Origin of the sequence: Halomonas sp. BN3-1 (assembly GCF_003056325.1) — a bacterium.
Lineage (GTDB): Bacteria > Pseudomonadota > Gammaproteobacteria > Pseudomonadales > Halomonadaceae > Halomonas > Halomonas litopenaei.
The window spans coordinates 78,623-104,942 of the sequence record NZ_PYVV01000001.1; the positions used below are offsets into that span (position 1 = coordinate 78,623).

26 protein-coding genes are annotated in these 26,320 nt (G+C 53.0%); 23 read left to right on the forward strand and 3 right to left on the reverse strand.

Annotated features, from left to right (window positions below; translation table 11 throughout):
* Positions 1-50 precede the first annotated feature (50 nt).
* Together C9F12_RS00350 and C9F12_RS00355 are read left to right on the forward strand one after the other, a co-directional pair.
* Complete coding sequence (locus tag C9F12_RS00350; protein WP_108447621.1) at positions 51-794, forward strand: tellurite resistance TerB family protein; 744 nt, start codon at positions 51-53, stop codon at positions 792-794.
* A gap of 209 nt (positions 795-1,003) precedes the next feature.
* Complete coding sequence (locus C9F12_RS00355) at positions 1,004-2,035, forward strand: histone deacetylase family protein (protein WP_108447622.1); 1,032 nt, start codon at positions 1,004-1,006, stop codon at positions 2,033-2,035.
* A gap of 18 nt (positions 2,036-2,053) precedes the next feature.
* Here C9F12_RS00355 and C9F12_RS00360 read toward each other — a convergent pair whose 3' ends face one another.
* Positions 2,054-3,331: a hypothetical protein gene (locus tag C9F12_RS00360; protein ID WP_108447623.1), complete on the reverse strand. Its 1,278-nt coding sequence runs from the start codon at positions 3,329-3,331 to the stop codon at positions 2,054-2,056.
* A 281-nt stretch (positions 3,332-3,612) separates the two neighbouring features.
* On the opposite strand from C9F12_RS00360, the gene dnaX reads away from it, so the two are divergent.
* The 18 genes from dnaX (at position 3,613) to C9F12_RS00450 (ending at position 22,966) form a co-directional block, all read left to right on the forward strand.
* Positions 3,613-5,952 (forward strand): DNA polymerase III subunit gamma/tau, encoded by a 2,340-nt coding sequence (gene dnaX / locus C9F12_RS00365; protein WP_108447624.1) that lies wholly within the window; start codon positions 3,613-3,615, stop codon positions 5,950-5,952.
* 39 nt (positions 5,953-5,991) lie between these two features.
* Positions 5,992-6,318: a YbaB/EbfC family nucleoid-associated protein gene (locus C9F12_RS00370; RefSeq protein WP_045993209.1), complete on the forward strand. Its 327-nt coding sequence runs from the start codon at positions 5,992-5,994 to the stop codon at positions 6,316-6,318.
* A 92-nt stretch (positions 6,319-6,410) separates the two neighbouring features.
* A complete protein-coding gene (gene recR / locus C9F12_RS00375) occupies positions 6,411-7,016 on the forward strand; it encodes a recombination mediator RecR (protein ID WP_045993210.1) in 606 nt (201 codons plus the stop codon).
* 36 nt (positions 7,017-7,052) lie between these two features.
* A complete protein-coding gene (rnd, locus tag C9F12_RS00380; RefSeq protein ID WP_108447625.1) occupies positions 7,053-8,186 on the forward strand; it encodes a ribonuclease D in 1,134 nt (377 codons plus the stop codon).
* A gap of 264 nt (positions 8,187-8,450) precedes the next feature.
* Positions 8,451-9,623: a site-specific integrase gene (locus tag C9F12_RS00385; protein WP_108447626.1), complete on the forward strand. Its 1,173-nt coding sequence runs from the start codon at positions 8,451-8,453 to the stop codon at positions 9,621-9,623.
* A gap of 1,197 nt (positions 9,624-10,820) precedes the next feature.
* Entirely contained in the window at positions 10,821-12,293 is a 1,473-nt protein-coding gene (locus tag C9F12_RS22395) for a hypothetical protein (protein ID WP_162816344.1), read from the forward strand.
* A 57-nt stretch (positions 12,294-12,350) separates the two neighbouring features.
* Entirely contained in the window at positions 12,351-12,833 is a 483-nt protein-coding gene (locus C9F12_RS00400) for a hypothetical protein (protein ID WP_108447629.1), read from the forward strand.
* A gap of 770 nt (positions 12,834-13,603) precedes the next feature.
* Entirely contained in the window at positions 13,604-13,966 is a 363-nt protein-coding gene (locus C9F12_RS22400) for a hypothetical protein (RefSeq protein WP_162816345.1), read from the forward strand.
* Entirely contained in the window at positions 13,959-14,252 is a 294-nt protein-coding gene (locus C9F12_RS22405) for a hypothetical protein (RefSeq protein WP_162816346.1), read from the forward strand. Before C9F12_RS22400 ends, C9F12_RS22405 begins: the two co-directional genes overlap by 8 nt.
* Positions 14,245-15,567, forward strand: a complete 1,323-nt coding sequence (locus C9F12_RS22410; protein WP_162816347.1) for a hypothetical protein — start codon at positions 14,245-14,247, stop codon at positions 15,565-15,567. The genes C9F12_RS22405 and C9F12_RS22410 overlap by 8 nt, the downstream gene beginning before the upstream one ends.
* A complete protein-coding gene (locus C9F12_RS00415) occupies positions 15,564-15,917 on the forward strand; it encodes a hypothetical protein (RefSeq protein WP_108447632.1) in 354 nt (117 codons plus the stop codon). Before C9F12_RS22410 ends, C9F12_RS00415 begins: the two co-directional genes overlap by 4 nt.
* A 4-nt stretch (positions 15,918-15,921) precedes the next feature.
* Positions 15,922-16,293 carry a hypothetical protein gene (locus tag C9F12_RS00420; RefSeq protein ID WP_108447633.1) on the forward strand — a complete coding sequence of 124 codons (372 nt, stop codon included), beginning with the start codon at positions 15,922-15,924 and terminating at the stop codon, positions 16,291-16,293.
* Positions 16,256-16,636 carry a hypothetical protein gene (locus C9F12_RS00425; protein ID WP_162816348.1) on the forward strand — a complete coding sequence of 127 codons (381 nt, stop codon included), beginning with the start codon at positions 16,256-16,258 and terminating at the stop codon, positions 16,634-16,636. Before C9F12_RS00420 ends, C9F12_RS00425 begins: the two co-directional genes overlap by 38 nt.
* 27 nt (positions 16,637-16,663) lie before the next feature.
* Positions 16,664-17,689, forward strand: coding sequence for a major capsid protein (locus tag C9F12_RS00430; protein ID WP_108447635.1), 1,026 nt, complete (start codon positions 16,664-16,666; stop codon positions 17,687-17,689).
* 64 nt (positions 17,690-17,753) lie between these two features.
* Complete coding sequence (locus C9F12_RS00435; protein WP_108447636.1) at positions 17,754-19,280, forward strand: terminase family protein; 1,527 nt, start codon at positions 17,754-17,756, stop codon at positions 19,278-19,280.
* Positions 19,281-19,290: 10 nt separating this feature from the next.
* Positions 19,291-21,165: a tape measure protein gene (locus C9F12_RS00440; protein ID WP_108447637.1), complete on the forward strand. Its 1,875-nt coding sequence runs from the start codon at positions 19,291-19,293 to the stop codon at positions 21,163-21,165.
* Positions 21,166-21,168: 3 nt separating this feature from the next.
* Positions 21,169-21,348: a hypothetical protein gene (locus C9F12_RS00445; RefSeq protein WP_108447638.1), complete on the forward strand. Its 180-nt coding sequence runs from the start codon at positions 21,169-21,171 to the stop codon at positions 21,346-21,348.
* Positions 21,349-21,907: 559 nt separating this feature from the next.
* A complete protein-coding gene (locus C9F12_RS00450) occupies positions 21,908-22,966 on the forward strand; it encodes a restriction endonuclease (protein ID WP_108447639.1) in 1,059 nt (352 codons plus the stop codon).
* A 155-nt stretch (positions 22,967-23,121) separates the two neighbouring features.
* Here the strand turns inward: C9F12_RS00450 and C9F12_RS22415 are convergent, their stop codons facing one another.
* Positions 23,122-23,367: a hypothetical protein gene (locus tag C9F12_RS22415; protein ID WP_162816349.1), complete on the reverse strand. Its 246-nt coding sequence runs from the start codon at positions 23,365-23,367 to the stop codon at positions 23,122-23,124.
* 238 nt (positions 23,368-23,605) lie between these two features.
* Between C9F12_RS22415 and C9F12_RS00455 the strand changes: the two genes are divergently transcribed.
* Both C9F12_RS00455 and C9F12_RS00460 read left to right on the forward strand, forming a co-directional pair.
* On the forward strand, positions 23,606-23,908 hold the full coding sequence (locus tag C9F12_RS00455; RefSeq protein ID WP_083970450.1) for a YcgL domain-containing protein: 303 nt from the start codon (positions 23,606-23,608) through the stop codon (positions 23,906-23,908).
* Position 23,909: 1 nt separating this feature from the next.
* Positions 23,910-24,371, forward strand: coding sequence for a YcgN family cysteine cluster protein (locus tag C9F12_RS00460; protein ID WP_108447640.1), 462 nt, complete (start codon positions 23,910-23,912; stop codon positions 24,369-24,371).
* Between the two features lie 95 nt (positions 24,372-24,466).
* Here C9F12_RS00460 and C9F12_RS00465 read toward each other — a convergent pair whose 3' ends face one another.
* The gene (locus tag C9F12_RS00465) at positions 24,467-25,375 is read right to left on the reverse strand and encodes a LysR substrate-binding domain-containing protein (protein WP_045993213.1); all 909 of its coding nucleotides are present in this window, start codon (positions 25,373-25,375) and stop codon (positions 24,467-24,469) included.
* Between the two features lie 132 nt (positions 25,376-25,507).
* Between C9F12_RS00465 and C9F12_RS00470 the strand changes: the two genes are divergently transcribed.
* A complete protein-coding gene (locus C9F12_RS00470; RefSeq protein ID WP_108447641.1) occupies positions 25,508-26,263 on the forward strand; it encodes a 5-oxoprolinase subunit PxpA in 756 nt (251 codons plus the stop codon).
* The last annotated feature ends 57 nt before the right edge of the window (positions 26,264-26,320 follow it).

A 26,320-nucleotide genomic window follows, 5' to 3' on the forward strand; every position in this document is an offset into this window, starting at 1 on the left:
CTCGCCGTCGTCGAGCTTTCCAATGACCATCGACCAAGGAGGAGTGCGATATGAATGCCAAGTACCTGCTCGACCAACTGATGAAACAGGCCGGCGGTTCGTCTTCCGGCGGTTCGTCTTCCGGCAAGGGCGGCTTCGACGTGCAGGGGCTGATCAACAGCGTCTCGTCCCAGCTTTCCGGGGGATCGTCGTCGTCCAGCGGTGGCGGCGGCATGGACATGAAGAGCCTGCTCGGGGGCGGCGCGCTGGGCATGCTGATGGGATCCAAGCGCGGCCGCAGCATGGGCGGCAAGGCGATCAAGTATGGCGCCATCGCCGGCGTCGGCATGCTGGCCTGGAAGGCCTGGCAGAAGTCCCGTGGCGGTGATGAGGCCACCCCCGCGTCTCAGGGGGCTCAATCCGGTGAAGGAGCTCCGCTGGAGGAGCTCGGCGGCGAGGCCCAGGAACGGCGTAGCCTGGAGGTATTGCAGGCGGTGATCATGGCGGCCCGGGCCGACGGCCACATCGACGCCCAGGAGCGCGCCCTGATCAGCGAGCAGATTCAGCAGCTCGGGGCCGATGATGAGTTGCATGCCTGGGTCGAGCGTCAGCTCCAGGCGCCGCTGGACGCCCATGCCCTTGCCAGTCAGGCCGACTCGCCCCAGGCGGCGCGGGAGATGTACCTGGCAAGCGCCGCCGTGATCGACGACCAGAATGCCATGGAGCGTGCCTGGCTGGACGAGCTGGGCACTGCGCTGTCGCTGGACGAGAACGTGCGTCGCGAACTGGAACGCCAGCTGGAGGGGCAGGGCTAGGCTAGGGCCACGCACGACTGCTTGAGAAGCCCTCGGACAAGCAAGCCCTGACAAGAGCCCTGACAGAAAAGCCTCTTGATGATGAAGCCCGGCGCCGGTCGCCGGGCTTCCCTTGTTGACGGGCCTGGCGGCACAATGCGTACGCCCGATTTGCGCTGAAGGCGTTGTCGGTCACCCCGTCGCCGGTCAACAAAAGGAATAATGCAAGCATGCAGGTGTACCACAGTGAAGCGACCAAGCTGCGTCGTGCCAGGACCGAACTCCACGATGGCCAGCTGATGACCCCCTTCGAGTGCCCCGAGCGGGTCGACCTGGTGCTCGCACAGCTCCGTGACAGCGGTGTCGGACCGGTCGCCGCACCGAGGGAGCACGGCCTGGCGCCGGTGCTGGCGGTGCATGATGCAGCCTACGTCGAGTTTCTCTCGACCTGCTGGGATGAATGGCAGGCAGCCGGTCACGGCGGCGAGGCCATCCCTACCATCTGGCCGACGCGTACCATGCGCGAGGATCGTATTCCCGGCCATGTCGGTGGCAAGCTTGGTTACTATGCGCTCGGTGGCGACACCTCGATTTCCCCCGGTACCTTCGAGGCGGCGATGGCCAGCAAGGACGTGGCGCTGTCGGCCTACGAGCACACCGCTTCCAGCGGCCAGCCGAGCTTTGGCCTGTGCCGCCCGCCGGGTCATCACGCCGCCAGTGATCAGTTCGGCGGCTACTGCTTTTTCAACAATGCGGCCATCGTGGCCCAGCGTGCGCTCGACGATGGTCACGCTCGGGTGGCGATCCTCGACGTCGACTTCCACCACGGCAACGGCACCCAGCAGGTCTTCTATGGCCGTGACGATGTCCTGACCCAGTCGATCCACGGCGACCCGGACCAGTGCTTTCCCTACTATCTCGGCCACGCCGACGAGAAGGGCGAGGGGCCGGGGCTTGGCTACAACGTCAACTATCCGTTGCCGCCGGGTACCGACTATGCCACCTGGCGCGAGCGCCTGGAGCTTGCCCTGGCCGAGATCAGCGACAAGCAGGCAAGCCTTCTGGTGGTGTCGCTGGGTGTCGATACCTTCGAAGGCGACCCCATCTCGAGCTTCCGCCTCAAGAGCGATGACTTCCTCGACATGGGGCGGCGCCTGGCAAGCCTGGGCCTACCCACCGTCATCCTGATGGAGGGCGGCTACGCGGTGGAAGAGATCGGCGTCAATGTGGCCAAGGTGCTTCAGGGCTTCCAGGGCGCCTAGGCTTTCAGAGGGCGGCGTTCAGTCTCGCGACTCGACGTCTGCCTGGGGCGGCGGATGGATCACCCGCTCCGGTGCGGGTGGTGGTAGGCGAAGGGATGCCCCGGGCCGCGAATACAGCCCCTTGAACAGCTTCAGCCCAAGCCACAGAAACAGCAGCGGAATCACTAGGGTGCGCATCACAAACAGCGCCATCAACTGGAGGATGGCGTTGGTGCCCGATTCGATCCGGCTCTGAATGGCGCTGATGCTGAGGCCGTCGGTGAGGGCTCCGATGCGCTCGGCCAGGCCGTCGAACAGACCTTCGTCCGGGTCCTCGCCCGCCAGGCGGCGGCGCAGGGTATCGCGTTCGCGGTCCACTGCGGCGAGCTCGGCGAGCTGGCCCTCGCGCTCGTCGGTGAGCCCGGCCAGGCGCTGTCGCCGTTGGCCAAGCTGCTGTTCGAGGCGCTCGATCTCGGGGTTGTCGTGGAAGGGGTTGAGGCGCTCGGTCAGACTCAGCCGGGCGGTCAACAGCGACAGCCGACCGCGACTCTGTTCCACCGCGTCCTCGGCCTTGCCGATCTGTCGATTGGTCTCGATCAGCGATTCGCGCAGTTGCTGGCGCCGCTGGTCGGTATCGGACATCTCGGCCTCAAGCCGCTCGCGCTGCTGTGGCGTCAGGGCATCGCCGGCCTCTGCCAGGCCGGTGGCCTGGACCTCTTCGGACAGGCCCTGGACCTCGGCCATGCTGGCGCTGGTGCGCTCATCGAGAAAGGCCTGATCCACCAGGGTGCTGGCCACCAGTGTCATCAGCAGCAGAAACCGGCCGAGTCCGATCAGTGCGAAGGCCTTCCACGCCAGTGGCGTCAGCCGCCAGTCTCGCCACAGGCACAGGATCAGCAAGGCCCCGGCCAGGCTCAGGGCAATCTTGAACATCAGAGAGCCGGTGATTTCCAGCAGCAGGGTCTGGCCGATCAGTGAGCCGATGGCCAGCTTCATCACGCTGGCGTAGTCCTCCACCAGGTCGTTGAAGGGGTCCAGCGCCTCGAAGGGATGGGTCGACACGCCAACGCCCATCTCGGTCGACTGCAGCACCGAGATGCCCGCATTGAGCCCCCGGGCCGCAGCGAAGGCGAGCAGCGCCTGGGTAGTGGCGCCCTCGACCTGACGCTGGGTCGCACGATCGAGCACATCGAGCCAGGACAGTGCCATCACCGCGACGATGGCCAGCGTCAGCAGTACCTTCAGTCGCCGTGAGGGCGAAAGCCGTCGCTTCGCGGTGGGGGGCGTCTCATAGGAGGTGGGCGCGGAGTCAGACATGAAGGGTCCTGTGGCAATGGAAGGCGGGACGCTACCGTCGGTTGGCTGCGGGTACCTCTCACCAGTGGCGGATGCGAGCAACGCCAGACGGGCGCACAGGTGTGAGGTGCCGCTTCAACGGCGTGAACCCCCTTGGCCTTTGCGCCCAAGGCCCCACCCGGTAGAATGCCACGACCATCGGGCGGGAAACACCGTCGCGTGACCGCCACGCCGCCTCGCTCCCGCCGCGTTGTCTCAGCGGGTCGCCTGGCCCAAAGCCCAGCCGCAGGAAAGAACGTTCAATGAGCTATCAGGTACTGGCCCGCAAATGGCGGCCTCGCACCTTCCATGAACTGGTGGGGCAGGAGCATGTCCAGCGGGCGTTGGTCAATGCCCTGGACCAGGGCCGCCTGCACCATGCCTACCTGTTCACCGGGACCCGAGGTGTCGGCAAGACGACCCTGGCGCGTATCCTGGCCAAGTGCCTCAATTGCACCGACAAGGGAGAAGGTGACGACGGCGTGACCTCGACCCCCTGTGGCCGTTGCGATAGCTGTCAGTCCATCGACCAGGGCCGCTTCGTCGACCTGATCGAGGTCGACGCCGCCTCTCGGACCAAGGTCGAAGACACCCGCGAGCTGCTCGACAATGTTCAGTACGCGCCGACCCAGGGTCGCTACAAGGTGTACCTCATCGATGAGGTGCACATGCTCTCCACCAGCAGTTTCAATGCGCTGCTGAAGACCCTGGAAGAGCCGCCGCCCCATGTGAAGTTCCTGCTGGCGACCACCGATCCGCAGAAGCTGCCGCCGACGGTGCTGTCGCGCTGCCTGCAGTTTACCCTCAAGCATATGCCGCCGGAGCGTATCGTCGGCCACCTGTCCAAGGTGCTGGAAGCCGAGCAGGTACCCTTCGAGGAGTCTGCACTGTGGCTGCTGGGCAAGGCCGCCGCCGGCTCCATGCGCGATGCCATGAGTCTGACCGACCAGTCGATCGCCTTCGGCCAGGGTGAGGTACGCCACGCCGACGTCGCCGCCATGCTCGGTACCCTCGACCATCGCCACGTGCTGGCGCTGATCGAGGCGCTGGCCGAGGTGGACGCCGCGCGGCTGCTCCAGGAGGTGGCGAGCCTGGCCGAGCAGGGCCCGGACTTCGGCGCGGTGCTCGACGATCTGACGGCGGTGCTGCACCGCCTGGCGATCGGTCAGATGGTGCCGTCGGCGCTGGACAACGGCCACGGCGACCGTCAGGCGCTGCTTGAGCTGGCCGGACGCTTCGCCGCCGAGGACGTGCAGCTCTACTATCAGATCGGAGTGCAGGGGCGTGCCGACATGGCCCACGCCCCAGACCTGCGTACCGCCCTGGAAATGACCCTGCTGCGGATGCTGGCGTTTCGTCCCCAGGGCGTGCCCAGGCCCGCCCGGACGCCGCTGCCGATGCGCGGCGAGGCAGCGCCGCAGGCGGGTTCAGCGTCTACCGCGCAGCCTGACTCTAGGAGCGAACCGCAGCCCGAAGTTAAGACACAAGTTCAGAGCCAAGCCCAGAACCAAGCCCAGAACCGAGCTCAGCCTCACGGCCAGGTTCAGACTCAGCCCGAGGCTCAACCTCACGTTCAGCCCGCACCGCAGCCTGAACCACAGCCCGAGCCTGGTGCGCCATTCCCGTCCGAGACCCAGGCGCAGACGGCGGCGCCGGTCGAGGCCAGTGTCGATGCCGCGCCGGCGCCCGTCGATGGGCCTGCGCCCATGCCGGGTGAGGCGCCAGACAGTCGCGATGATAGTGGTGGCGAAGCCGACTATCGTGCGAACAACCACGCCAGTGACGTGCCGCCGCCCTGGGAGGGCGGTGCTCCCGAGGACCCTACGCCGGGCGCTGACGCGCCCACCGCCGTCGCCAGCGAGCCGGTCGGCCTGGCCGAGACGCCGTCCGCCGAGGCCCAGGCCGGGCAAGCGATGGCGTCCACACAGGACCAGCCGCTCCCGACCGAACCGCACCCGGTTGAACCGCACCTGGCCGAAACGCCTGCGGTCGCCGGGAGCGAAGCGAGTAGCGAAGAGCCCAGCCCTGAGCCAAGCTTTGGGCCAAGCGCAGAGCCCAGCCCCGAGCCAAGCCTTGAGCCCGACGCCGAGGTCGAGGAGAGGGCGGCCGAGGCGATGGTCGACGAGGCCTCGCAGCACCAGCAGCACGCCGCAGAGCTCGCCGCCGGCGAGACTACCGCGACGTCGACAGGGGCGCTGACTCACAGCGCTTGGCTGGCCCACTTCGATGATCTTGGCGTGTCGGGCCTGACCCGTAACCTTGCCGCCCACTGCGTGGTGGCCGCCGACGACGGTGAACGGCTACATCTGCATCTGGACCCGTCGCAATCGGCGATGAACGCCGAGGTTCACCAGAACCGGATTCGCGATGCCCTCGAGGCTCTGGGGTATCCCCGTCGACTCGAGATCGAGGTGCGTCAGCTCGACACCAGCGTCGAGACCCCGCGGCAGATGGCCGAACGCCTGGCAGCGGAACGCCACGCCGAAGCGGTTGAGGCCTTGAAGCGTGATCCCCATATTCAACAATTGCAGCAGACATTCGGCGCCAGGCTGGTGGAGTCCACCGTGACCCCCGCCGGCGAGACCCGCAAGGCCAGACGCTGAGCGTCTGCGCCTGACAGTTTAAAACGAGAGGATCGGACCATGATGAAAGGTGGAATGGGTAACCTGATGAAGCAGGCCCAGGAAATGCAGGACAAGATGCAGCGGGTCCAGGAAGAAATCGCCAAGGCCGAGGTGCTGGGTGAAGCCGGCGCCGGCATGGTCAAGGTGACCATGAACGGCCGCCATGACGTCAGCAAGGTCGAGATCGACCCGTCGGTGATGGAAGAGGACAAGGAACTGCTCGAGGACTTGCTGGCCGCTGCGGTCAACGACGCCGTGCGCAAGGTCGAGACCAGCTCCAAGGCCAAGATGGAAGAGGTGACCTCGGGCCTCAACCTGCCGCCCGGCTTCAAGATGCCGTTCTAAGCCGACCCTGACGCGACTCGGGCCAGCGACTGGCCCGGGCGAGAGTGTATCCGCCGGACGCAGTGTTTGCCCGGCGCTGGACGAGTTTGCCCATGAGTTTTTCTCCCCTGGTCGAGCAATTGATGGACGCACTCCGCGTGCTGCCGGGCGTCGGGCCCAAGACCGCCCAGCGCATGGCCATGCACCTGCTGGAGCGCCAGCGTGAAGGCGGCCAGCGTCTGGCCGAGGTGATGCGTGAGGCGGTCGAAAGGGTAGGCTACTGCCAGCGCTGCCGGACCCTGACCGAAGAGCCGCTGTGCGGGCTTTGTCAGAGCGCGCGTCGGGACGACAGCCTGCTGTGTGTGGTCGAGTCGCCGGCGGATATGCTGGCCATCGAGGAGGCCGGCGGCTTTCAGGGACGTTACTTCGTGTTGCACGGCCACCTGTCGCCGCTGGACGGTATCGGGCCCGAGGACATCGGTCTCGATCAGCTCGAGACCCTGATGGAAGAAGGTCTGATCGAGGAGGTGGTGCTGGCGACCAATCCCACCGTGGAAGGCGAAGCCACCGCCCACTATATCGCCACCCAGATCCAGCGCCACGGTGCACGTCTGTCGCGTCTGGCCTATGGTGTTCCCATGGGGGGTGAGCTCGAGTACGTCGACGGCGGGACCTTGAGCCGCGCCTTTTCCGGTCGCCTGCCCTTCGACAGTGAATAAGTCGGGCGAACGTTGTTGCCTCAAATGGATGCTTGAATGCCTGTAATCCCTGATATTCGATGGATCGATAGCGCCGACGCTCTCGACGACGCCTGCCAGGCGCTGTCCCAGGCACCGGTACTGGCGCTGGACACGGAGTTCTTTCGCGAGAAGACCTTTCACCCGGTTCCCGCACTGATCCAGATCTACGGTGGCGACGCCACCTATCTGATCGACCCGCTGGAGGTCGCCTGCACCGAGCGTTGCCGGCAACTGCTGACCAATGACGCCTTGAAGCTGCTGCACGCCAGCAGCGAGGACCTCGAGGTATTCGGCCACTGGGCCGGGGTCGCGCCGACGCCGCTGGTCGACACCCAGGTGGCCCAGGGGCTCCTGGGCGAAGACGCCGCCATGGGCTACCAGCGGCTGGTGGAGTTCTGGGTGGGCGAGACGCTGCCCAAGGAAGAGACCCGTTCGAACTGGCTGGAGCGCCCCCTGAGCGATTCCCAGCTGAGCTACGCGGCGCTGGACGTGGTCTACCTGCTGATGGTGTGGCAGCACCAGCGTGAGTCGCTGGAGCGCCACGGTCGACTCGAGTGGGTGCTGGAGGACTGCACCGACCTGGTGGCCCAGTCGCAGCGCTCCAGCGAAAGCGACGGCCAGTGGTACCTGCGCCAGCGTCAGCTATGGCGGCTGGCCCCGCGTCAGGTCGAGGCCTACCGTCTGATGACCACCTGGCGCGAGGGCGAGGCCCGGGCCAGGGACCTGCCGCGCAACTGGGTGATCCAGGATCGTGTGCTCTACGCCATCGCCGAGAAGATGCCGGCCAACCGTCATGACCTGGCGGCGGTGGAGGGCGTCAAGCCGACCCTGATCAAGCGAGAGGGCGACAACCTCTTGGCGATGGTCAAGCAGGCCGCTCACCGAGAGGCCTCGGAGCTTGCGCCTGCGCCGCTGGCACCGACCTTGCCGCCGTTCAAGTCGCGCATGAAGGCGCTCAAGAAGGTGGTCAATCTCGACGCCGAGTCGCTGGGCGTCGCCCCCGAGGTGCTGCTGCGCCGGCGTGAGCTGGAAGCCCTGGTCACCGCCAGCCTGCGCAACCAGCCGCTGCCGCTGCCCGGTGGCTGGCGTGGCGAGCGGCTCAATGAGCGCCTTGAAGGAGCCCTGGGGGAGTTGGCCCAAGCCGGCTAGAAAGAAGGACTCGACCAGGCTGACGAAACACTAACAGCAACGACGAGGCGTCCGATAAATCGAAAGGACGCCCACCAGACCGACAGGGCAGCCCAGGTGGCGCCCGATGAGACCGACATGACGACGATGCAGGGCAAGATGCTGTGCGAGATTTTCAAGAGCTCGCGCAAGGACGAGATGTAATTGTCAGAATGTCTGTAAACTGTTGATTAGAAATGGAAAGCCGGTTCTGTAAACCCTTGTAATCCATAAAGGTGATACAGAATGGCCTACCTAGTAAGAGATCGACATGGTACGTTCTACCTGAGAATGGTTCTTAATGACAGCCAGAGAAGCCTCTACGGCAAGAGGGAACTGCGCAGGTCATTAGGGACCAAACTCAAAAGGGAAGCCCTCAGAAGGCAGCCTGAAGCGTTTCTACAAGCCCTCTCGATGCTTGGGGAGGGTTCTCCTGTACGCCCTCCTAAGAAGCCCGCCAAGACGGATAAGAGACTTCTCTTGTCTACCCTCCTAGCAAAGCATGAACATCATCAGACTCTATCAGCGGTCCTCCCAAGCACCATATACAAGACTCAGTATGCTGTTAAGCTCCTCATTAGCCTTACACGAGATAAACAGGTAGATCGTTACACCAAGAATGATGTACGAACCTTCAGGGATAAAGCTTTGAAGCTTCCTAAGAAGGGGTATCCTGACCAGACCATATCTGTCACCACCTTCAACAATTACTGTTCTAATATCATTTCTTTCTTCAGTTGGTGTGAAAGGGAAGGGTATGTTGATAGCAATGTCTTTAGAGGCATCAAGATAAAGCGTAAGCAACAAGCATCCTCTTACCGTGATATATTCACCAGAGAAGACCTTAAGAGGATCTTCCTAACACTGGAAACAACACCTAACATTAGACCAGATAGATATTGGGTTCCTTACATTGCTTACTATACAGGCTGTAGAATCAATGAAGCATGTATGTTAAGCAAAGATGATATTTACAAGGTCAATGATGTATGGTGTATTCACTTCAGAGAAGATAAGCCTTACCAGAGACTGAAGAATGGTTATTCAGAAAGGTTAGTACCAATACACCAAGAACTGATTAACACTGGATTCATGGATTATGTTTCTTCTGTCAAGGATGAAAGGGTATTCCCTATGTTGAGAATAACCAAGAGTAATTCATTCTCCGCACAGTTATCACAGTGGTTTGGTAAGCTTCTTAGAAGCCTTGATATTGGTCCCAATAAGACTTTTCATAGCTTCAGACATACAGTAAGCCATTGTCTCAAGACAGAAGGTGTTGATGTATCCCTTGCAGCAGCCCTGTTAGGGCATTCTACTAATTCCATCACCTATGATATATATGGTAAGCGTTTGAATGATCCTAGAAGTCTGGTAGAGGTAGTTAATAAGATACCTTCACTACAGGATAGGGCTTAATATAACCCTAGAAGCTCCTATAAGGCTTTCTAAGCAACGATATATCCCAGCATGATAAATCACCCATGTTAAGTATAGAAACGCTTAGAGAGCCTTATAGAGAGTTTTAGAGCTATATAGGGTATTTTATACCCGTCAGGAATTCTAACACTGTAGGTAATAGGGTAATTCAAAAGGATATCTGGTGAAATGCGGGGAATTTATACCTCAAAAACGACGATCTATTCTGAGATGGTAAATTATGCCTCTTGGAAGATAGCAACAGAAATAGGGTATAGAATTGCCTAGAAATGGTTTTATAGGTTATTGGTAAGACATGTTGAAGGCTTGTCTCCGACAGGGACACAACAGGAGATACCAAGGGTATAAGAGTCTTAGAAGGATTCTTCTAATGGAACACGATGGTTGATGACATACAACCGTGTTCACCTTCTAAGGTGTTCTTAAGTATATTTAGAAGTATCTCTACAGATCACTGTCGTTAGACACGGTACTGTAGGTGTCTTCTAAGCAATCCTAAGAGAGACTTTCTAAGAGGGGAGGGGATTATATCCTGTTTCCCTCCCTTTTCTTCTAGTGTCCTCTCTAGTCCGTGGAACATCGTGCTAAGGTACTTGGCGTAAGCCATAGCTTTAGCAGAACCTTCCAAGAATCTTAAAACCTTATTACCCTTTCTAGGGATGTAGCATTTTTCACTTCTGACGAGATCGTGCTTATAAGTGTTTGTAAATAGACGCTAAAATTCACTATCTTCCAAGTACACTCTTCGTAAGGCTGAAATTCCAAAAGGCGGTTGTAGCATTTTTGAGGTGTCCTAGAAGGGTATTCAACAGATGAGAATCGTTATTAACTGTTGACAGAATACAATCTCTTCTGTACATTGACGGGTATAACGCGTAATAAAAGTATTGACAGATTTACGTTGTGACTGTTATGATATTCATAGATAAAAGAGAAAGAGTTAGCATCTAGCGTAAGAAATCTATTGACAATATTATGATATTGCCATATACTAATGACTAGATAGCGGTAAAAAATTAAACACCAGTCAACCAGATGATGTCTTCAAAAGGGGACTACATTCTGGTTATTCTTGTGTCTGAAATAAACTAATCGAGAATCTTTATCATATACACTGTGACTAGCCATCACTGGTGGGAGATTCCTATGCCATAAAAACTACAGGAGAGATTAACAATGAAAGTACAAGTTTTATCAGCAATCATGTCTTATGGGAAGTCCACTTCTGCAATCAAGATGATCAGTTCTGAGCCTGACAATTTCTACTTTGTCATGCTGCCATATCTTGATGAGGTGAAGCGTTACCAATGCGAAGAGAAGGGCGCTAACCAGTATCTTCCTGAAGGTAACAAGCTTGTTGAACCGTGTGATGAGAAGACAACCAAGTCTCAAGACCTTCTGAATATCCTTAAGCAGCGTCAAGGATCAGTGGTGACTACTCATGCGATGTTTGAGAATCTTACTCAAGAGCACTTCAACAGCATTAAGAATCTTCCCATGCGTCGTGGTGAGAAGGTGCTTGTACTTGATGAAACAATTGACCTTGTTAAGCCTGTCAATGACAACCGCCTTAGCAGTAAGGCTCTTCAGGCTGATGTAGAGAATGAATACATCATTGTTAACGAAGACACTGGCAAGGTTCAGTGGAACTCTTGTAAGGAATTTGAAGGGAATCAAGGTGCATATCATCACCATGAGCATCTAAAGAACCTTTGTGACACTGGTATGCTTTACTTCATTGAAGGTCGTTACGTGGTGATGGAAGTAAGCATTAATTTCCTTGAGTGCTTTGATCGTGTATTGGTCCTTACCTATCGGTGGGAATCATCCATCATGGCAAATTACCTCAAGGTCCAGGGTGTTGATGCTGAAATTCTAGACCTTGATGAAGATCGTGTTCTGGATATTTACAAGTACATTGCCGATCATCTGGTTATCCCTGATGACTACAGCATTGAAGAGTATCGTCTTAGCAAGGAAGGCATGAAGAACAATGTTGGTCCTATCCGTAGTGAGATCAACAAGCATATCAAGCAAGCCATGAAAGACTATGAGATTGGCCTTGATGAAACCTTGTTCACCACCTTCAAGAATCCAGATGGTGAGAGCACTATTGATTGGCTTAACACTATCAAGATCGGACAATACACCAAGCTGGACTCACAAGGTAAGGAGGTTCCTGCTTGTTTCCTGTCTCATACAACGCTTGGAACGAACGAGTACCGCCATTGTAGGTTGATGGTGTATGGCCTTGATAAGCGCATTCAACCGGCTGTACAGAGCTATTTCAGTCGCAATGGTTCATCTATGCCTGCTGCTGAATGGGAGCTTTCCAGCCTTATCCAGTGGCTTTTCAGGGGCTGTATTCGGGATCAGCAGAGTGGCAAGGAAATGATTGCAGTAATCCTCTGCCCACGTATGCGCAAGATGGCCCAAGACTGGCTTGAAGGAATCAAACGCCAAGTACGTGAAGGTAAGGTTGCTAAGGCTTCAGAAGCTATCAGCATTGATTCGAAAACACGGCGTACCAAGATGCAACAGTTTAACAAATGGAAAAAGAATAATCCCGGTGGTGAATCATTCAGTTTTGATGACTACTTAATCTATGGTGGTCCAAAGCTTAAGAGGATGCTTAAAGAAGCTGCCTAAGAAACATCCCCTATGAGTTGTGGGGTGTGGGGAATCGACTTATAGGGGAACCTAACAATGATGAATATCACAAAGAAAGAGATGTACAAAGCAACAGCAGTAATGGATGACACTGATGAAATTTACTCGTTATCTAAGGATTATAGGCACCTAAATCGTTCTGGTGCTCCAAAGTTCAGTAAGCCAAAGTACCAGCTTATCAAAGCTTTGATCAGTAAAATCTCCTACGAAAACGTAGTAGAGATCGAGGTTAAAGAACTTTGTGAGATGTTGGGCACTGATAGATCAAATCTTCATAGGCGTCTGAATATCGCTGGAAGCCTAATCGAATACGAATCATGCCGAGATAACAAGGAGATTGAGAAAGGTCAGTGTAGAATCCATATCAATCCAAATTATGCTTGGAAGGTGTCATATACGAAGTCTCGTGAACAAGCGATTAAAGAATGGTATCTCTTCAAAGACCTGTCAGAAGAGAGCAAGACAGACTTCTCAATCAATCCCGCCTATGTTGCTTTGAAAGACCTCAAGGTCTCTTAAGATTAGCCCTTTAGGCTATGCGGAGAATTGCCCACCAACTGCCAGGGTAGTTTTCAGCGTCCATTCTGCGTCCTCCTAAGCGCTATATGGGCACCTATTCAAATTTGAGAGCATGGTTCGTACTGGATAACAGGTTGTAAGAATCATGCCAGCCGTCGAACAGCCATGCTTTCAATGTGAACTATAAAGTCTGAGTAATCCTTGTGCGCTGGGCAACAGTCCTCGCCAATTTAAGGTGCTTGGCAGGGATGGCTTTATAGTTTGAAGTGGAGAGCCTTCCGTTCAGTTGCGGGGTAGGCTTTCGGCGTGCATTCGAGGGTGAGGCATCCTTACATGCACAACCTATTCAAAATGTTCTGTTAGGTTTTTTATCCTCCTACTAACAGAGCTAAAGCCGTCCTAAGTGGCTCTTAGGGCGCACCCTTCCAAAGATTAGCCTGATTGGTCTTGCTATCAATCCTCCTGTTTCACTTCGGTGATTTTCGGCAGAGATCCTTTTATTCCGTGTCTTCATAGGCGGGGGTCTCTGTCACCTTTTTGTCAGGACTTATCAGGGTGATCGTTTAAAGAAAGCCATATAAAAAAATAATTCTATGGAGAATTGAAGCAATGAACAAACAGAATATCTATATCTCACGTCAAGATGCCTTGCGACTTGGTTTCAAGTTCTATATCGGTGGGTTTTGCAAGAACTGCCAGCAGAATAAAACCATCCGTTATACCTGCAATAGCTGCTGCGTAAACTGCAATGGAAAGAAGAAGGGGGAAGAATGATGGATTACAACGCATTCGAAGGCATTCCCGATGCCATCATCTTCCTTTGTATGGTCTGTGATCAAAAGCCCCTTGAAGGTCTTCCTGTTGGTGTTAAATGCCTTGGTAAGAAGCGCTATGCGCCTTTCTACGTTCTTCCAAGTGGTAAGCACCATGTTGTTAAGAAGCCCCGTTGTAGGACTCCTGAAGACGCTCATAAGTATTACCAGTGGCTCATCCTCGATGCTGGGCAACGTTCGCTAGGTCAGTGGAAAGAAGAACCAACGTTCAATCTTCATCTCGCCAATTATATCTTGCACGGGATTCTTGAACCGCTTGCTAATGACTGGGAAGCGGGTAGGGAGACAGTATATGGCTAAGAGCGATTTTGAATTCACACCCTGCGAAGAGTGCCCATATTCATCAGTTGAAGATATTGGTGCGCTAGTTTTTATGGATAAACATTTCTCAGTGCCTGCTACAAAGGGCACTTTTGATTTTCTATCGCATCTATTCAACCACCACCCCTACGATCTACATTTTTTGTATTTGAAATCTCAGGAATACTACATGATTGAGAATTCGCAAAAGCGTATGTCCTTTGAACGATACGTAGCAAAAGTTCGACGGGGTTTAGAACAATACCAAGAGGAGCATAATGGCTAATTTTAGAACACTATCAACAGAACAAACACGCGTAGCAGACCTTACCAATGAAGTTATTGAGCTATCGCGTAAAGAGCTATCTCTCGATAACGCTTTCAAGACATTCTTTGAGATGGAGCAGAGCGAGCCTGTTCTTAATGCAGCCTTGATGTACCTCAAGAGTCTGCTGAACCGTGACTTCGAACTTGTCCCACATAAAGATTCAACAAATTTTGAAAAGAAAGTGGTGCAGGAGATCAATGATAGCTTTGACAACCTAGAAAGCTATACCAAGCGAGAATTTGTCGGAAATATTTTATCGTTTCTATCATATGGATGTGCCTTGTTCGAGTGTACATACAAGCGAGAGGGTGGAGTAACTTCAGTAAAGAATCTTACCCCTATTCGCGTACAGGACGTTGCTAAGTGGAGCTTCGACCAAGGTAAACTCGCCAAAGTAAAAGTAAACAATCCTTATGATGGTTCAGACATCATCGAATCTTTTAACTTTGAGCCCGTAGAAGTCAGAGGTGATAAGCTGGCATTCTTTAGGCTGTTCCCCTCTACAGACCGACCTTTGGGCTGCTCACTGCTCCAGTCTGCCTATGTTCCTTATAAGTCAAAGTCAGTGATTTCTCAGTATCAACTTATCGGAATTGCGAAATCATTCGGCAATACACTCTTGCTGAAGGCTCCTTCAGAGTATCTGAATAGTTATCTGACCAACGAAGGCGATGCAGATCAAGCCCAGTATATGCAATATCTGCTTGAGAGTATGGAGCTTCTTCATTCTGGTGCCCGTTCATACGCTGCTATGCCAAGTGACGTTAACCATGGTGGCCAATCAGAGTTTGATATTTCAACAATCTCAAAGATTCAAGCGAACGACTATACAGCAGACAGCACTATCGAACGATTGAACAGCGAAATGTTGATGAGTTTGATGGCAAATATTCTAGAGCTTGGTAATGGTGCCTCAGGTAGTTATTCTCTAGCTGAAGAAAAATCAAATATCGTGGCGCTCTTCGTGAAAACAATTCAAGCAACAATCTCTGATCAGCTTCTTAAGGTGATTAAGAAGTGCTTTGAATTGAACAGTCTCGACTATAAGCATCTTCCAAAGATTAAGTTTGAGAATGTCGAAGACCCTGACTTTGAGACAGTTTCCAAGTACTTCAATCGTCTAGCCATGGCAGGTCTAATTACTCCTGATCAGAATATCGAATCTTATCTTCGTGAAGTCGGCAATGCTCCGATGGCAGATTATTCAAAGACTCTCAATACAGAGAGTTCTGCTGATCCTGTTGAGCGGGCTGATGAGGAGAAGCAACTATGATTGATCCAACTTCAGACGTAGGGCGAATCAGACTTCTAACAGGTGATATTGACGAGCCTTACTACTTCGAGGATGACATTTACCTATATTACCTTAATGAGGGAATGTCAGAGCTTGAGGTTGCTATTGAGATAACCAATAACATCATTGCTTATCTAAGCCTTTCTCCAACACGCGAGAGAACGGGAAGTATTGAGGTATACCAACAGAACCTTACCTTCCTACAACAGCGCCTCAAGGACATGGAGAAAGATAACCAAGCGAAGAACAAAATCATTCCAGCGATTATCAACCCTGGACAAAAATCATGGTGTTGGCTTGATGAACTCTTTCAAAACAATAAGGGGTAAGGTTATGAGCATGATGGAATACATGCGTCAGTTTAGCGCATTCAAACAAGAGAAAGAGCTTGAAGAAGCTACACAAGCTGCCGAAGAGGCAGATCGGGAGTTCCTACGAGACAAGCTTATCAAGTTCGTCTACAAAGATGAAATTGTCGATCAGGTACTTCCTGCTATGGAACTTCTTCATCAGTACGAATTATCGGATTCAATTCTAGAGCTTCTTGCTTTCAAAGAATCTGAAATCCAGAAGCTTGTAGAACACAAAGAGTTCTTTGAGCAACAAACTTCCGAAGCTGACCATGAACTAGATGCGGAAGCTGAAGAAGAGCAGGATCTTGTTGATCTTGTTGACCAATATCTTAACGATAAATACAGCAATTGAGGTAATTAAAATGGCTAAAGTAGAAAGTAATATCGGTCGTAACGGTCCGAGTTTTATTATTGAAATGGGTGGTGAGCATGACGTAACTATGCGTCAGGTCGTCGTATCTGCTGACTTCAGTGAGGGCGACATTATCGAGAGCCCCAGTAGTGCTGTCTCTGCCACTTCGGATTCTGTTATGGGCATCGTCACCAAGGATTGTGTATCCGGCGACACCGTTTCTGTTCTCTCCAATGGACAGCCTACCACCGTGGATGGCTACAAGCTGGCGTATGGAGACGCCGATGAAGGCACCGTGAATGACCTCCTGCGAGCAATGCAGATTGTCGTCGTAAAGCTTTAATCACAAATAAAAATAGGAATCAATATTATGAGTATTCTGAGTAACACTGAAGTAGTTGATCGCACAGCCAGCATCGCAAAGGTGAAATCTCTGCCCACCCTCATCGGTAGCTTGGGCGTCTTCGGCTCTACACAGCTTGTCGGCAGCGACAGTATCCAGTTTGACGTTCAACAGGACGGCTCTCTGTACGTACTCGAAGACCATCTAATGGGCGTGCAAGAGAAGAACAGCACCACTGATACCAAATACGACATCCATACTCTGCCACTGATGCATCAGAGCGTTTCCAAGGCGCTTACCCGTCAGATGCTGAGCGGTGTTCGTGCATTTGGTCAGGAAGGTGAAGAACAGCTTTCACGGGCTATTGCTACCGAGCTTGAGAAGCAATCTAACCACCTGGACCTGACCAAAGAATATCTGATGGCTTCCGCGCTGATCAAGAATCAGGTCTCTTCCAACGTGCATGGGGTAGTGGACTTCTCTAGCGAGTTCTCCATCAGTCGTCCTACCGAAGACCTTACCGATGCGAACCTGCTTGGTGGTCTGCGTAGCGCTATGAAGAAGGCGCGAAGTGGCGTGAATGGTCGTGGCCTTGTGCAGGGCTATACGGCTCTGGTTTCCGAGCAGATGTGGGAATTTCTAGTCACTTCTAACGCCCTTAGCGAGACCTATCAAAATGGTCAGGCGTTCCCGAATGGCAATCCTCTGCTGCTGAACATCCCCGAGCTTAACGGGCATAGCGTGTTCCGCTGGGGAAATATCGACTTCATCCTCTATGACCAGACCTTCCAAGATCGTGCTGGTAACGTCGATCAAGTTCTTGCCGATGATACTGGTGTGATGTTCCCGAAGGTCACTGGCGGCAGCCTTGGCAGCTTCTTCGCTGGTCCCTCTAGCCGTATCGACTTCCAGTCTGCACCTCTGGCAGAGCGCTATGCATACTCGCAGATGGGTGCCAAGCGTCAGCATGTAGATGTCGAAAGTGAGAGTAATTGGCTACCCCTGATCACTGCGCCCGGAGCCGTGGTTGATCTGAGCTTTACTGCTGCTTGATCTTAAGTATCTAAAGAAAGGGGTGGGGCGCTTGCCTTGCCCCTTTTTTATTTGGAGGTATGAAATGGCTAATAACAAAAAGGAGCGTCCATATTCCCTAGCAATTGATCAGGACACTCTTTCAGATATTCCTTGTATTGCGCCACTAAGCGATAAACAAGAAAGCTTTGTGAATTGCAAGAGTAATTTTGTCTTTTATGGAGGTGGCCAGAACGCTGCAAAGACTTACTACAGTATCATGAATCTTCTAGTAGGCGCTGTTGACGATGAATATTTTACAGCAACGGTTATCCGTGATTCGTTGAGAAAGGTCAAGCAGAGTGGTGGACTATGGGATATGTCTAAAAAGCTTTTCCCTAAGTTCTCTGCGACCTCTAACGGCGTCGAGTATACGTTCAAATTCCCTATCGGTAGCTCTATTAAATATGGACATCTACAAGCCGGTAAAGCTGAAGAGCTACACCAGGGTTCTAACAATACAATGATTGTCGTTGATGAGATTTGTGATCCAGATATTACCGAAGATGACATCCTCTATCTGCTTAATCGTCTTCGTGGTTCATCTCGTCAAGCCAAGCAAATGAAGGCTACTGGGAATCCATCTTACCACTCATTTATGCGGGTATGGCTTGAGAAAGCTGGCTATGTTGACCCTGAGACAGGTTTTGAGATCCCCGAAAAGAACGGTAAGGAAGTCTTTTTTTCGGTAGTTAATGGTGAAGTGGTATTTGCTGATACCAAGAAAGAAATGAAAGAGCGCTTTGGCGAGGTCGCTGCTAAGAATGCGATGACCTTCACAGCGATACATGCTCGTATCTATGATAATCCTTTCGCTCTGAAATACGATCAGATGGCAGTCACTACTATGGAGAATTTCAAGCCCGATGAGCGCGACAGGCTTCTTCATGGCTGCTGGAAGAGTACTGATCATAAAGGCTACATCAAGAAAGAGATGTTTCACCTTATCGACCGTTCAGATGTACCTCTTACAGGTAACTTGGTAGAGGTTAGGGCTTGGGATTTCGCAGCCAGTCGTATTGGTGAGAATGGTGAAATGTCTCCTGATGCTACTGTGGGAATTAAAGGTAAGTACAGTCCTGACACTGGTGATATTTACATTACCGATATGGTTAGGATGTTCGAGTCTTTTGCAGTGGTTGAAGAAGTCATGCTTAGGACCGCTAGGGAAGATGGTAGACAGTGCGTTGTTAGTATTCCTGTAGATTCTGGTGCAGCAGGTAAACAGGTTGCGCTGCAAAGAAAAGCGAAGCTTCTCAAGTGCGGTAGCAAGACAGTACTCCAAAAGACAAGCAACTCTAAGATAAATCGTGCCATTCCCTTCATCCAAGCGGTACAGGAGGGCAGAGTACATGTTGTTCGTGGAGTCTTCGAAGATGACCAATGGCGAGAGCTTGAGTTATTCGATGGATCACGTTCAACAAGGTCAAGAAAAGATGATGTACCAGATAGCTGTGCGGACCTCGTTAACACCTTTCTCGATAAGCTAGTGATCCAAAGCAACGTCAAGATTGGTTCTGATCCTTCGGCACGTCAGAGGTTGAGCAGACTTGGCGGAAAAACACTACTTTGAGAGGTGAATTATGAGTAAGAAAATCGCATCGCTCTATGCTGATCTTAGCTATAGGGTTGACTATAAGGGGCTTCGACAGTTCCAGAAAAACCTAGAAAGCGCGAATAAGAAAGTCAGGGAATACGAAAAGAAACTTCATGACAATACCACCAAGCGTACCAAAGGCCAAATTGCAGGGTTGGTAGCTATTGAGAAGCGTCTGAACAGTCAGCGCGGAAAGCTTTATCAGCTACGCCAAGACTACATGAAGATCAATCGTGAGTACCACGCTGGTAACGTCTCCCTGGAGCGTCGTAACAGGCTGCTTGGCGAGATGAATACACGAATGCGTAGCCTCAGAAAGGCCAGTGTCGAAGCGAATACAGCCTTTAATCATGTGCGTTCTGGTGGAGCTTCTAGCGTTGCTGCTGGTAGGTCAGGTATTGGGCACTCTAGGGCAGCTACTATGGGTGCGACCATGGGCGGCGCTGCGAGGATGATGTCTGGACCAGCTATGGCGGGTGCTGCTGCTGCTGTGGGTACAGGTATGGCAATGTACTCGTCTAACGAAGCCTACCAGCGTCTTGAGTCTGTCAGGGCATCATTCACCGCTCTAGAAGGCTCTGTACAGGGTGCTAGCGAGCGTCTTAAGGATTTGTACGGCGTTGCTCAGTACTTCGGGCAGAGCTTTATGGGAGTAGCCGAAGGGTATCGCTCATGGTCTAACGCCCTAAAAGGCTCTTCTGTAGAGGGGCAGGCTATGGAGATGTTCACGCAGATGACTGCATGGGCAACCAGCATGGGTCTCTCACAAGATCGTGTTGCTTCTGTGCAGCTCGCACTAGGGCAAATCGGTGCAAATAATTTTTTGCAAGCTCAGGAAGTCAATCAGCTCACCGAACATGGTGTTTCTCGCCAAATGCTTGCAGAGTCTATGGGAATGACCATCCCTGAGTTTATGAATCAAATGGAAGCAGGAGCGATAAGCGCCCAAAAGCTTTTGCCAAGTTTGATGAATTTGATGGTAAGTCGTGCCAACGTAGGTGGTGCGCTAGATAGCAGGCGTACCAGTACAGCGGCAGAGCAACAGCGAGCAGGAAACGTTGCTTTTCTCTCAAATGCTACCGTGAATAAGCATGGTCTTGATAGCGCTATGCGTTCAATCTACACCGGGATGCAAGAGTCTCTTGGTAACATGAATAAGTTCTTTGAAGAGCTTGGTGAACTGTTTGACTATCTTGGTCCTATTGCTCGTGATCGTCTAAATGCCTTTGGCAATCTTTTGAATAGTATCGGTAATCTTTCCGAATCATTTGACGGAATTGACTTCGAAAATCCGCTTATGAATACCGCTGATGTGATGAATGACATTTCAGTATGGGTCAATAGGGTAGCAGATATTATCGACACCATTAGGTCTGATACATCTTGGGAAAGCAAGGTCAGTGGCATCTCAGATATTCTTGTAGATCACCTACAGGACATCGCAGAGAGATTTATCAATGGAGTGATCAACAAGATCAACTATGTACTACCGCCAGCTATGGAGTTAAGTCATGTGAGATTTGGGCCTTCATCAGGTTCCCTCTCTGCGGATATGCTGATGCTTAGTCCTAATGCTATCCAAGGTCTTTCTAGCAACATGGAACGTGCTAGACAAGCTATCGCGCCAATGCTTAATGCTCAAGGTGGTATCAGTGATCCTAATCAGGTTCCTTTCGGACCACCTATCGACCGCAATGGTCAGCCTATGAATGGTACAACCAACGTCTATCACCAGACCATCTCACCAACTCTAGAGATCAATGGTGCAAGTGATGTTGATAGCATCAAAGAAGAAATTTCTAACCATTGGACAGAGATTGTTCGTACTACAGCAGTATCTGGCACGATCTTAGAGAGGTAAACAATGCATATCAAGATTCTCTATGCTCTTGTAGCAACACTGTTCCTAGTGATTGGTCATGGTGCTTACACTGACCATCAAGATAATATCCTTCAACATGACTGGACAGATGGTGATGAGGTCTTCCAGAGTCAACAGATTGAAGAGATATTCGATAGGTTGTCAGTGTTGGAGCATGAATAGCGTTTGTTACATTAAGTGGTAAGTAGCTTGTAAGGGTACTGGTTAGTGACTAACTATCATTGATCAATACCCTTTGTTAATACCTTTAATAGTCGTTACATGTAAGGGAAGAGTGGTTCTATAGAGTATAAATAATATATATTGGGCTTGTCCCATAAAAATTGTGCGATTCAATCGATAATAATTGCTATCCAGTGTTGATGAGTCTTGATGAGTTATTAACAGAAATATCCCCAGTTTTTGCCAGTACCTTCGGCAGTAGGGGAGAGGTGCTTACCAACTGTTCTAAGCATGTGAGCTTTCTTATTTAACATAACAAATATTATTGGAACTGGTTTCGAGGTCTTTGCTACTACTTGAGAGGGTGTGGCAAGCAATTTCTATAGATTATTCTGTTACATTGCCAAGGGTTTTTAGATTCTTTGGTAAGGATGGCGTAGATTATGGAAATGGTTTCTAGAGGGGGTATTCGTGGGGGATTAACCCAAGTATAGGAATGGTTGAAAGCTGCTGTCGCATACAATGCTATACTGCTTAGTATATTTAGAGGAGGGTGGGGATGGAAATAGAAATTGATATTGACAAAGTGTCATCAGATTTGTCGCATAAAAGGACAGTGAGAGATTTCGCTGTCAGATACTATAAGTTTTCAAAGCTTGAAGGTGTTCTGCCTTGGTCTCTAGCTTATATTGCTAATAAAGTCTCTTTCGATACTTTCTTAGATGACCCTACTAGGGCATATATAAAATTCTTTCTTGAGGATGATCTGTTTTTGCAGAAATCTCAAGTTAAGCTGTCTCTTCTAGGATTGAAGAAAGAAATCATAAGATCGGAGGACTTTGTTGGTCAATTATTCCTGACAAAGCTTATCCAGTCATATGCCTTTGCTAAAGTTTGGTCTGATAGGGCAGTAAAGGATGCGAATGTTCTTTTGAGTGCCAAAGATAGTTTGATTGTTTACGACGAATTCGGTGATAGGCATGATTCTTCGTGGAAGGATCATTTATCATCATATGCCGAAGATAAATATCTAGATCGAATTTCCAGATTTTTAAGCAAAAACTTTAGAGAGGCGCGCATCTTTGCTTATAAAGTAATCGGTAATAATGTTGTTTATTCTATGCATGATTATTATGAATGCACTAAGTTTGATTATTACAAAACATGCTGGATAGAGTTTGCTTGTGAGTTAGTGGAGCGACAAAATTATAGTGACGACTTGATTCATGAAGATTCGATCCTATCTACAACTAACTCTAACAATATGCTTGAAGTGATGTCAGGCTGGGAATTTGAAAAGTACCTTGCTGCGCGTATTAATAATGAAACTACTATGCATGCCGAAGTGACCAAGGGTTCTGGTGATCAAGGTGCAGACTTGATAGTAAAGGGAATAGGCTTGTCAGCAGTTATTCAGGCGAAGCACTATAGTTCTAAAATCGGTAATAAGGCGGTTCAAGAGGCATTTTCAGCTAGACAGTATTATGGAACTGGTCTTGCAATTGTTGTTGCTAATGCTGGTTATACAAAATCAGCTTGGCAATTGGCAGAAAAGACAGGTGTTCTAGCCATGACAGAAGCGTCAATCCTCGATTTGCTCAAGGTTTTGTCGCGGTAGTGACCATGGCAGGGGCTGTACGAAGACTTGGGCAGCCCCCTATAGGTCTCTTGGTAGGGGGGAGTGTTGGGGACTAACCGTCATATTCAACTGAATATCCCACTGAATAGACCCCCTGCAAGGGTAACCGTCAGGGGGCTTTGTAGACTTCCCTATCAATCGCGGTAGGTCTCTACCACTACGCACTGAACATAGTCACCTACAACATCGTCAACGAGAACTACACAAGGATAAGTATCACCTCCATCATCGGGCTTTAATATCCAGTGATCAGAATCAATTGGCGATATATAACGGGCACCTACCTGAATATTGTTTGGGAATAAGCTCTTATGAATACTGGTTGTATCCCCTACATTCAGACGTACAGAGGAATGAACACCGTTCTCGTCAATGGGCATCTGGAATATCCTTATTGCCATGCATGAACCTGTAAATTAGGCAATGAGGATCAATAGGGATAGGTAGACCTTGGTAGGTGCTGGGCAGCATCCCTCTACAGGTCTCTTGGTGATCCACTTTGGTGATCCACTTTGCGCAGGACGATAGGGAGGGTCATTCAAAAGGTGACATGGTAAAATGCCCTCATAGGATCGGTGTTATCCATACGAATCAACAGGTTAATCTTAGTAGACCGACATGACGACGATGCAGGGCAAGATGCTGTGCGAGATCTTCAAGAGCTCGCGCAAGGACGAGATGTATCTCTACGTGGACAAGCGCGAGGGGCTCAAGCGGGTCCCCGAAGCGCTGATGGAACGCTTCGGCACGCCGGTATCGGTGATGACCATGATCCTCACCGCCGACAAGGCGCTGGCGCGCGCCAGCGGCGCCGAGGTGATGGCGGCGATCGAGGAAAAGGGGTTCTATTTTCAGATGCCGCCGGCCAAGGACGAGTATCTGCTGGACCTGTATCGCACCCCCACCGAAGCCCGCTACTGACGTGATGGCCGAGCTGAGAGAACGTTTCTGGGAGCGCTACGCGCTCGATGAGCTGACCCAGCAGGAATGGGAGGCGCTGTGCGATGGCTGCGGCCAGTGCTGCCTGCGCAAGCTCGAGGACGAGGACACCGGCGATCTGGCGGTGCTGGGCCTGTCCTGCCGGCTGCTCGATACCCACAGCTGCCGCTGCAGCGACTATGACAATCGCCTCGCCAAGGTGCCGGACTGCACCCAACTGACGCCCGAGCTCGCCCACCAGTTCAAGTGGTTGCCGCACTCCTGCGCCTACCGACGGCTGGCCGAGGGGCGCAAGCTCGCCGGCTGGCACCATCTGATCTGCGGTGATCCCGAACGGGTCCACCGCAAGGGTATCAGCGTGCGCAGCTTCGCCATCCCCGAGACCGAGGTGGACGAGGCCGACCTCGAAGACCATATCATCGCGGTGATCCCGGTCGAGGGCTGAACGCCTCTTGTGGCAACGCCACCTGCAATCTCTGATAGCGACCTCCTTCGGGAGGTCGCTTGCGTTGTGGCATGCCCTCGGCACCTGGCGTGCCGTCAGCCCGCCGCCATGGCCTCGATCAGGGCGTCGCGAAACGCTTGGGCTGGCGGCGACAGCGCTCGCTTGCGGTCCCAGGCGAAGCCCACGTCCATGGTCGGGATGGGGTCGGCCAGGTCGATGTGCTCGATGCGTCGGCCCTCCAGCGACCAGGGCCGATAGACCATGTCCGACAGGATGCTGACGCCCGAGCCGCTGGCGACAAGGGAGCGCACCGCTTCCACCGAGGATGTGCTGAACAGGGTCTGTGGACCGAGTCCCGATGGTGCCCAGTAGCGCAGTGCGGTCTGCTCGGCCTCGTCGACGTTGAGCATGATATAGGGCTCGCGGGCGACGTCGGCCAGGCCAACGTCGCGCCTGCCGTGAAGAGGGTGGTGGCTGGCGACCCACAGGCGGCGGGGCGATCGGATCAGCAGGTGCTGGGCCAGCGGGGCACCCGGTTCAAGGTTGGAGATCAGCATGATGGCCAGATCGAAGCGGCCGCCGAGCAGGCCGGCCTGGATCGTCGGCCTCGAGGCCTCGTGCAGGCGTACCGTCACACCGGGATAGCGACGTTGAAACTGTGCCAGCAGCGGCGGAAGAAAGTAACCCGCCACGGTATAGCTCATGGCCAGATCGAGGCGTCCCTCCAGCGTCGGCGAGTGCACCCGGGTCGAGTCGAAGGCCTCGTCCACCGCCTGGAAGACGTGTCTGACCCGGTCGAGAAAGCGGGTGCCTTCGCGGGTCAGCACCATGCCCTGGGCCTGTCGGTCGAACAGCTTGACGCCCAGCTCGTCCTCGATTTCCCGCACCCCGGTGGTGATCGACGACTGGGACACGTTCAGGTCCACCGCGGCCTGGGTCACCTTGCCGCTTTCCGCCACCGCCACGAAGTAGCGCAGCTTGCGAAGGGAAGGACTGCGCGCCATGTGACATCTCCCTCAAGTTCTGTTGTTCGAGCCTGTTGTTCGGATTTTTTGATAATGCCAAACAAGAATTGGTATTTCCAATCAGTGGCGTCTCTCATATACAACGATGGAACACCCGCGAGGAGACCCACAATGACAACACTGGACCTCAATGCCGACATGGGGGAAGGCTTCGGCGCCTGGCGCATCGGCGGAGACATCGACGATCGCATCATGGCCGGCATCAGTTCCGCCAATATCGCGACCGGCTTTCACGCCGGCGACCCCACCATCATGACCCATAGCCTGCGTCAGGCGGCGAAGCACGGGGTCGCGGTGGGGGCCCACCCCGGATTTCGCGATCTGGTCGGCTTTGGTCGCCGGCATATTCACGCCGCCGCCGATGAACTGGTCAATGACGTCATCTATCAGCTCGGTGCCCTGCGCGAACTGGCCGCCCGGGAAGGGCTCGGCCTTCATCACCTGAAGCTTCACGGGGCCCTGTTCATGCACGCGGCCAGGGACGAGGGCTTCGCCACGGCGCTATGTCGCGCACTGATGACCATCGACGCCAATCTACCGATCTACTGCCTGGCAGGGTCGGTGATCGATCGGGTCGCCGAGGCCGAGGGCATCCAGCGCGTCCACGAGTTCTACGCCGATCGTGACTACGACGATCAGGGTTCCATCGTCTTTGTCCGCCAGGTGCAGCGCCTCGACCCCGAAACGGTAGCCGAGAAGGTGCTGCTGGCGGCCCGCGAGGGCGTGGTCGAGACCGCCAGCGGCAAGCGTGTACCGGTCAGCTTTCAGTCGGTGTGTCTGCACAGCGATTCCCCCGGGGCGCTGGAGATGCTCGACGCCATCCGTCGCCGACTGACCGATGCCGGCATCGAGCTCAAGGCTCCCTGAGCCTGCGGCCGCCTGGCCACAGCCATCTTCGCCTTGACCGTGTTCAGCGCAATCCAA

Bases quoted from the DNA above. Each gene is read 5' to 3' on its own strand.
- C9F12_RS00415 (WP_108447632.1), top strand. From the start codon at position 15,564: ATGATTGATCCAACTTCAGACGTAGGGCGAATCAGACTTCTAACAGGT.
- C9F12_RS22415 (WP_162816349.1), bottom strand. From the start codon at position 23,367: ATGCCCATTGACGAGAACGGTGTTCATTCCTCTGTACGTCTGAATGTA.
- C9F12_RS00400 (WP_108447629.1), top strand. From the start codon at position 12,351: ATGATGAATATCACAAAGAAAGAGATGTACAAAGCAACAGCAGTAATG.
- C9F12_RS22410 (WP_162816347.1), top strand. From the start codon at position 14,245: ATGGCTAATTTTAGAACACTATCAACAGAACAAACACGCGTAGCAGAC.
- C9F12_RS00445 (WP_108447638.1), top strand. From the start codon at position 21,169: ATGCATATCAAGATTCTCTATGCTCTTGTAGCAACACTGTTCCTAGTG.
- C9F12_RS00430 (WP_108447635.1), top strand. From the start codon at position 16,664: ATGAGTATTCTGAGTAACACTGAAGTAGTTGATCGCACAGCCAGCATC.
- C9F12_RS00435 (WP_108447636.1), top strand. From the start codon at position 17,754: ATGGCTAATAACAAAAAGGAGCGTCCATATTCCCTAGCAATTGATCAG.
- C9F12_RS00420 (WP_108447633.1), top strand. From the start codon at position 15,922: ATGAGCATGATGGAATACATGCGTCAGTTTAGCGCATTCAAACAAGAG.
- C9F12_RS00370 (WP_045993209.1), top strand. From the start codon at position 5,992: ATGATGAAAGGTGGAATGGGTAACCTGATGAAGCAGGCCCAGGAAATG.
- dnaX (WP_108447624.1), top strand. From the start codon at position 3,613: ATGAGCTATCAGGTACTGGCCCGCAAATGGCGGCCTCGCACCTTCCAT.
- C9F12_RS22400 (WP_162816345.1), top strand. From the start codon at position 13,604: ATGATGGATTACAACGCATTCGAAGGCATTCCCGATGCCATCATCTTC.
- C9F12_RS00450 (WP_108447639.1), top strand. From the start codon at position 21,908: ATGGAAATAGAAATTGATATTGACAAAGTGTCATCAGATTTGTCGCAT.
- C9F12_RS00355 (WP_108447622.1), top strand. From the start codon at position 1,004: ATGCAGGTGTACCACAGTGAAGCGACCAAGCTGCGTCGTGCCAGGACC.
- C9F12_RS00440 (WP_108447637.1), top strand. From the start codon at position 19,291: ATGAGTAAGAAAATCGCATCGCTCTATGCTGATCTTAGCTATAGGGTT.
- C9F12_RS00465 (WP_045993213.1), bottom strand. From the start codon at position 25,375: ATGGCGCGCAGTCCTTCCCTTCGCAAGCTGCGCTACTTCGTGGCGGTG.
- C9F12_RS00350 (WP_108447621.1), top strand. From the start codon at position 51: ATGAATGCCAAGTACCTGCTCGACCAACTGATGAAACAGGCCGGCGGT.
- C9F12_RS22405 (WP_162816346.1), top strand. From the start codon at position 13,959: ATGGCTAAGAGCGATTTTGAATTCACACCCTGCGAAGAGTGCCCATAT.
- C9F12_RS00360 (WP_108447623.1), bottom strand. From the start codon at position 3,331: ATGTCTGACTCCGCGCCCACCTCCTATGAGACGCCCCCCACCGCGAAG.
- rnd (WP_108447625.1), top strand. From the start codon at position 7,053: ATGCCTGTAATCCCTGATATTCGATGGATCGATAGCGCCGACGCTCTC.
- C9F12_RS00470 (WP_108447641.1), top strand. From the start codon at position 25,508: ATGACAACACTGGACCTCAATGCCGACATGGGGGAAGGCTTCGGCGCC.
- C9F12_RS00385 (WP_108447626.1), top strand. From the start codon at position 8,451: ATGGCCTACCTAGTAAGAGATCGACATGGTACGTTCTACCTGAGAATG.
- C9F12_RS22395 (WP_162816344.1), top strand. From the start codon at position 10,821: ATGAAAGTACAAGTTTTATCAGCAATCATGTCTTATGGGAAGTCCACT.
- C9F12_RS00455 (WP_083970450.1), top strand. From the start codon at position 23,606: ATGACGACGATGCAGGGCAAGATGCTGTGCGAGATCTTCAAGAGCTCG.
- recR (WP_045993210.1), top strand. From the start codon at position 6,411: ATGAGTTTTTCTCCCCTGGTCGAGCAATTGATGGACGCACTCCGCGTG.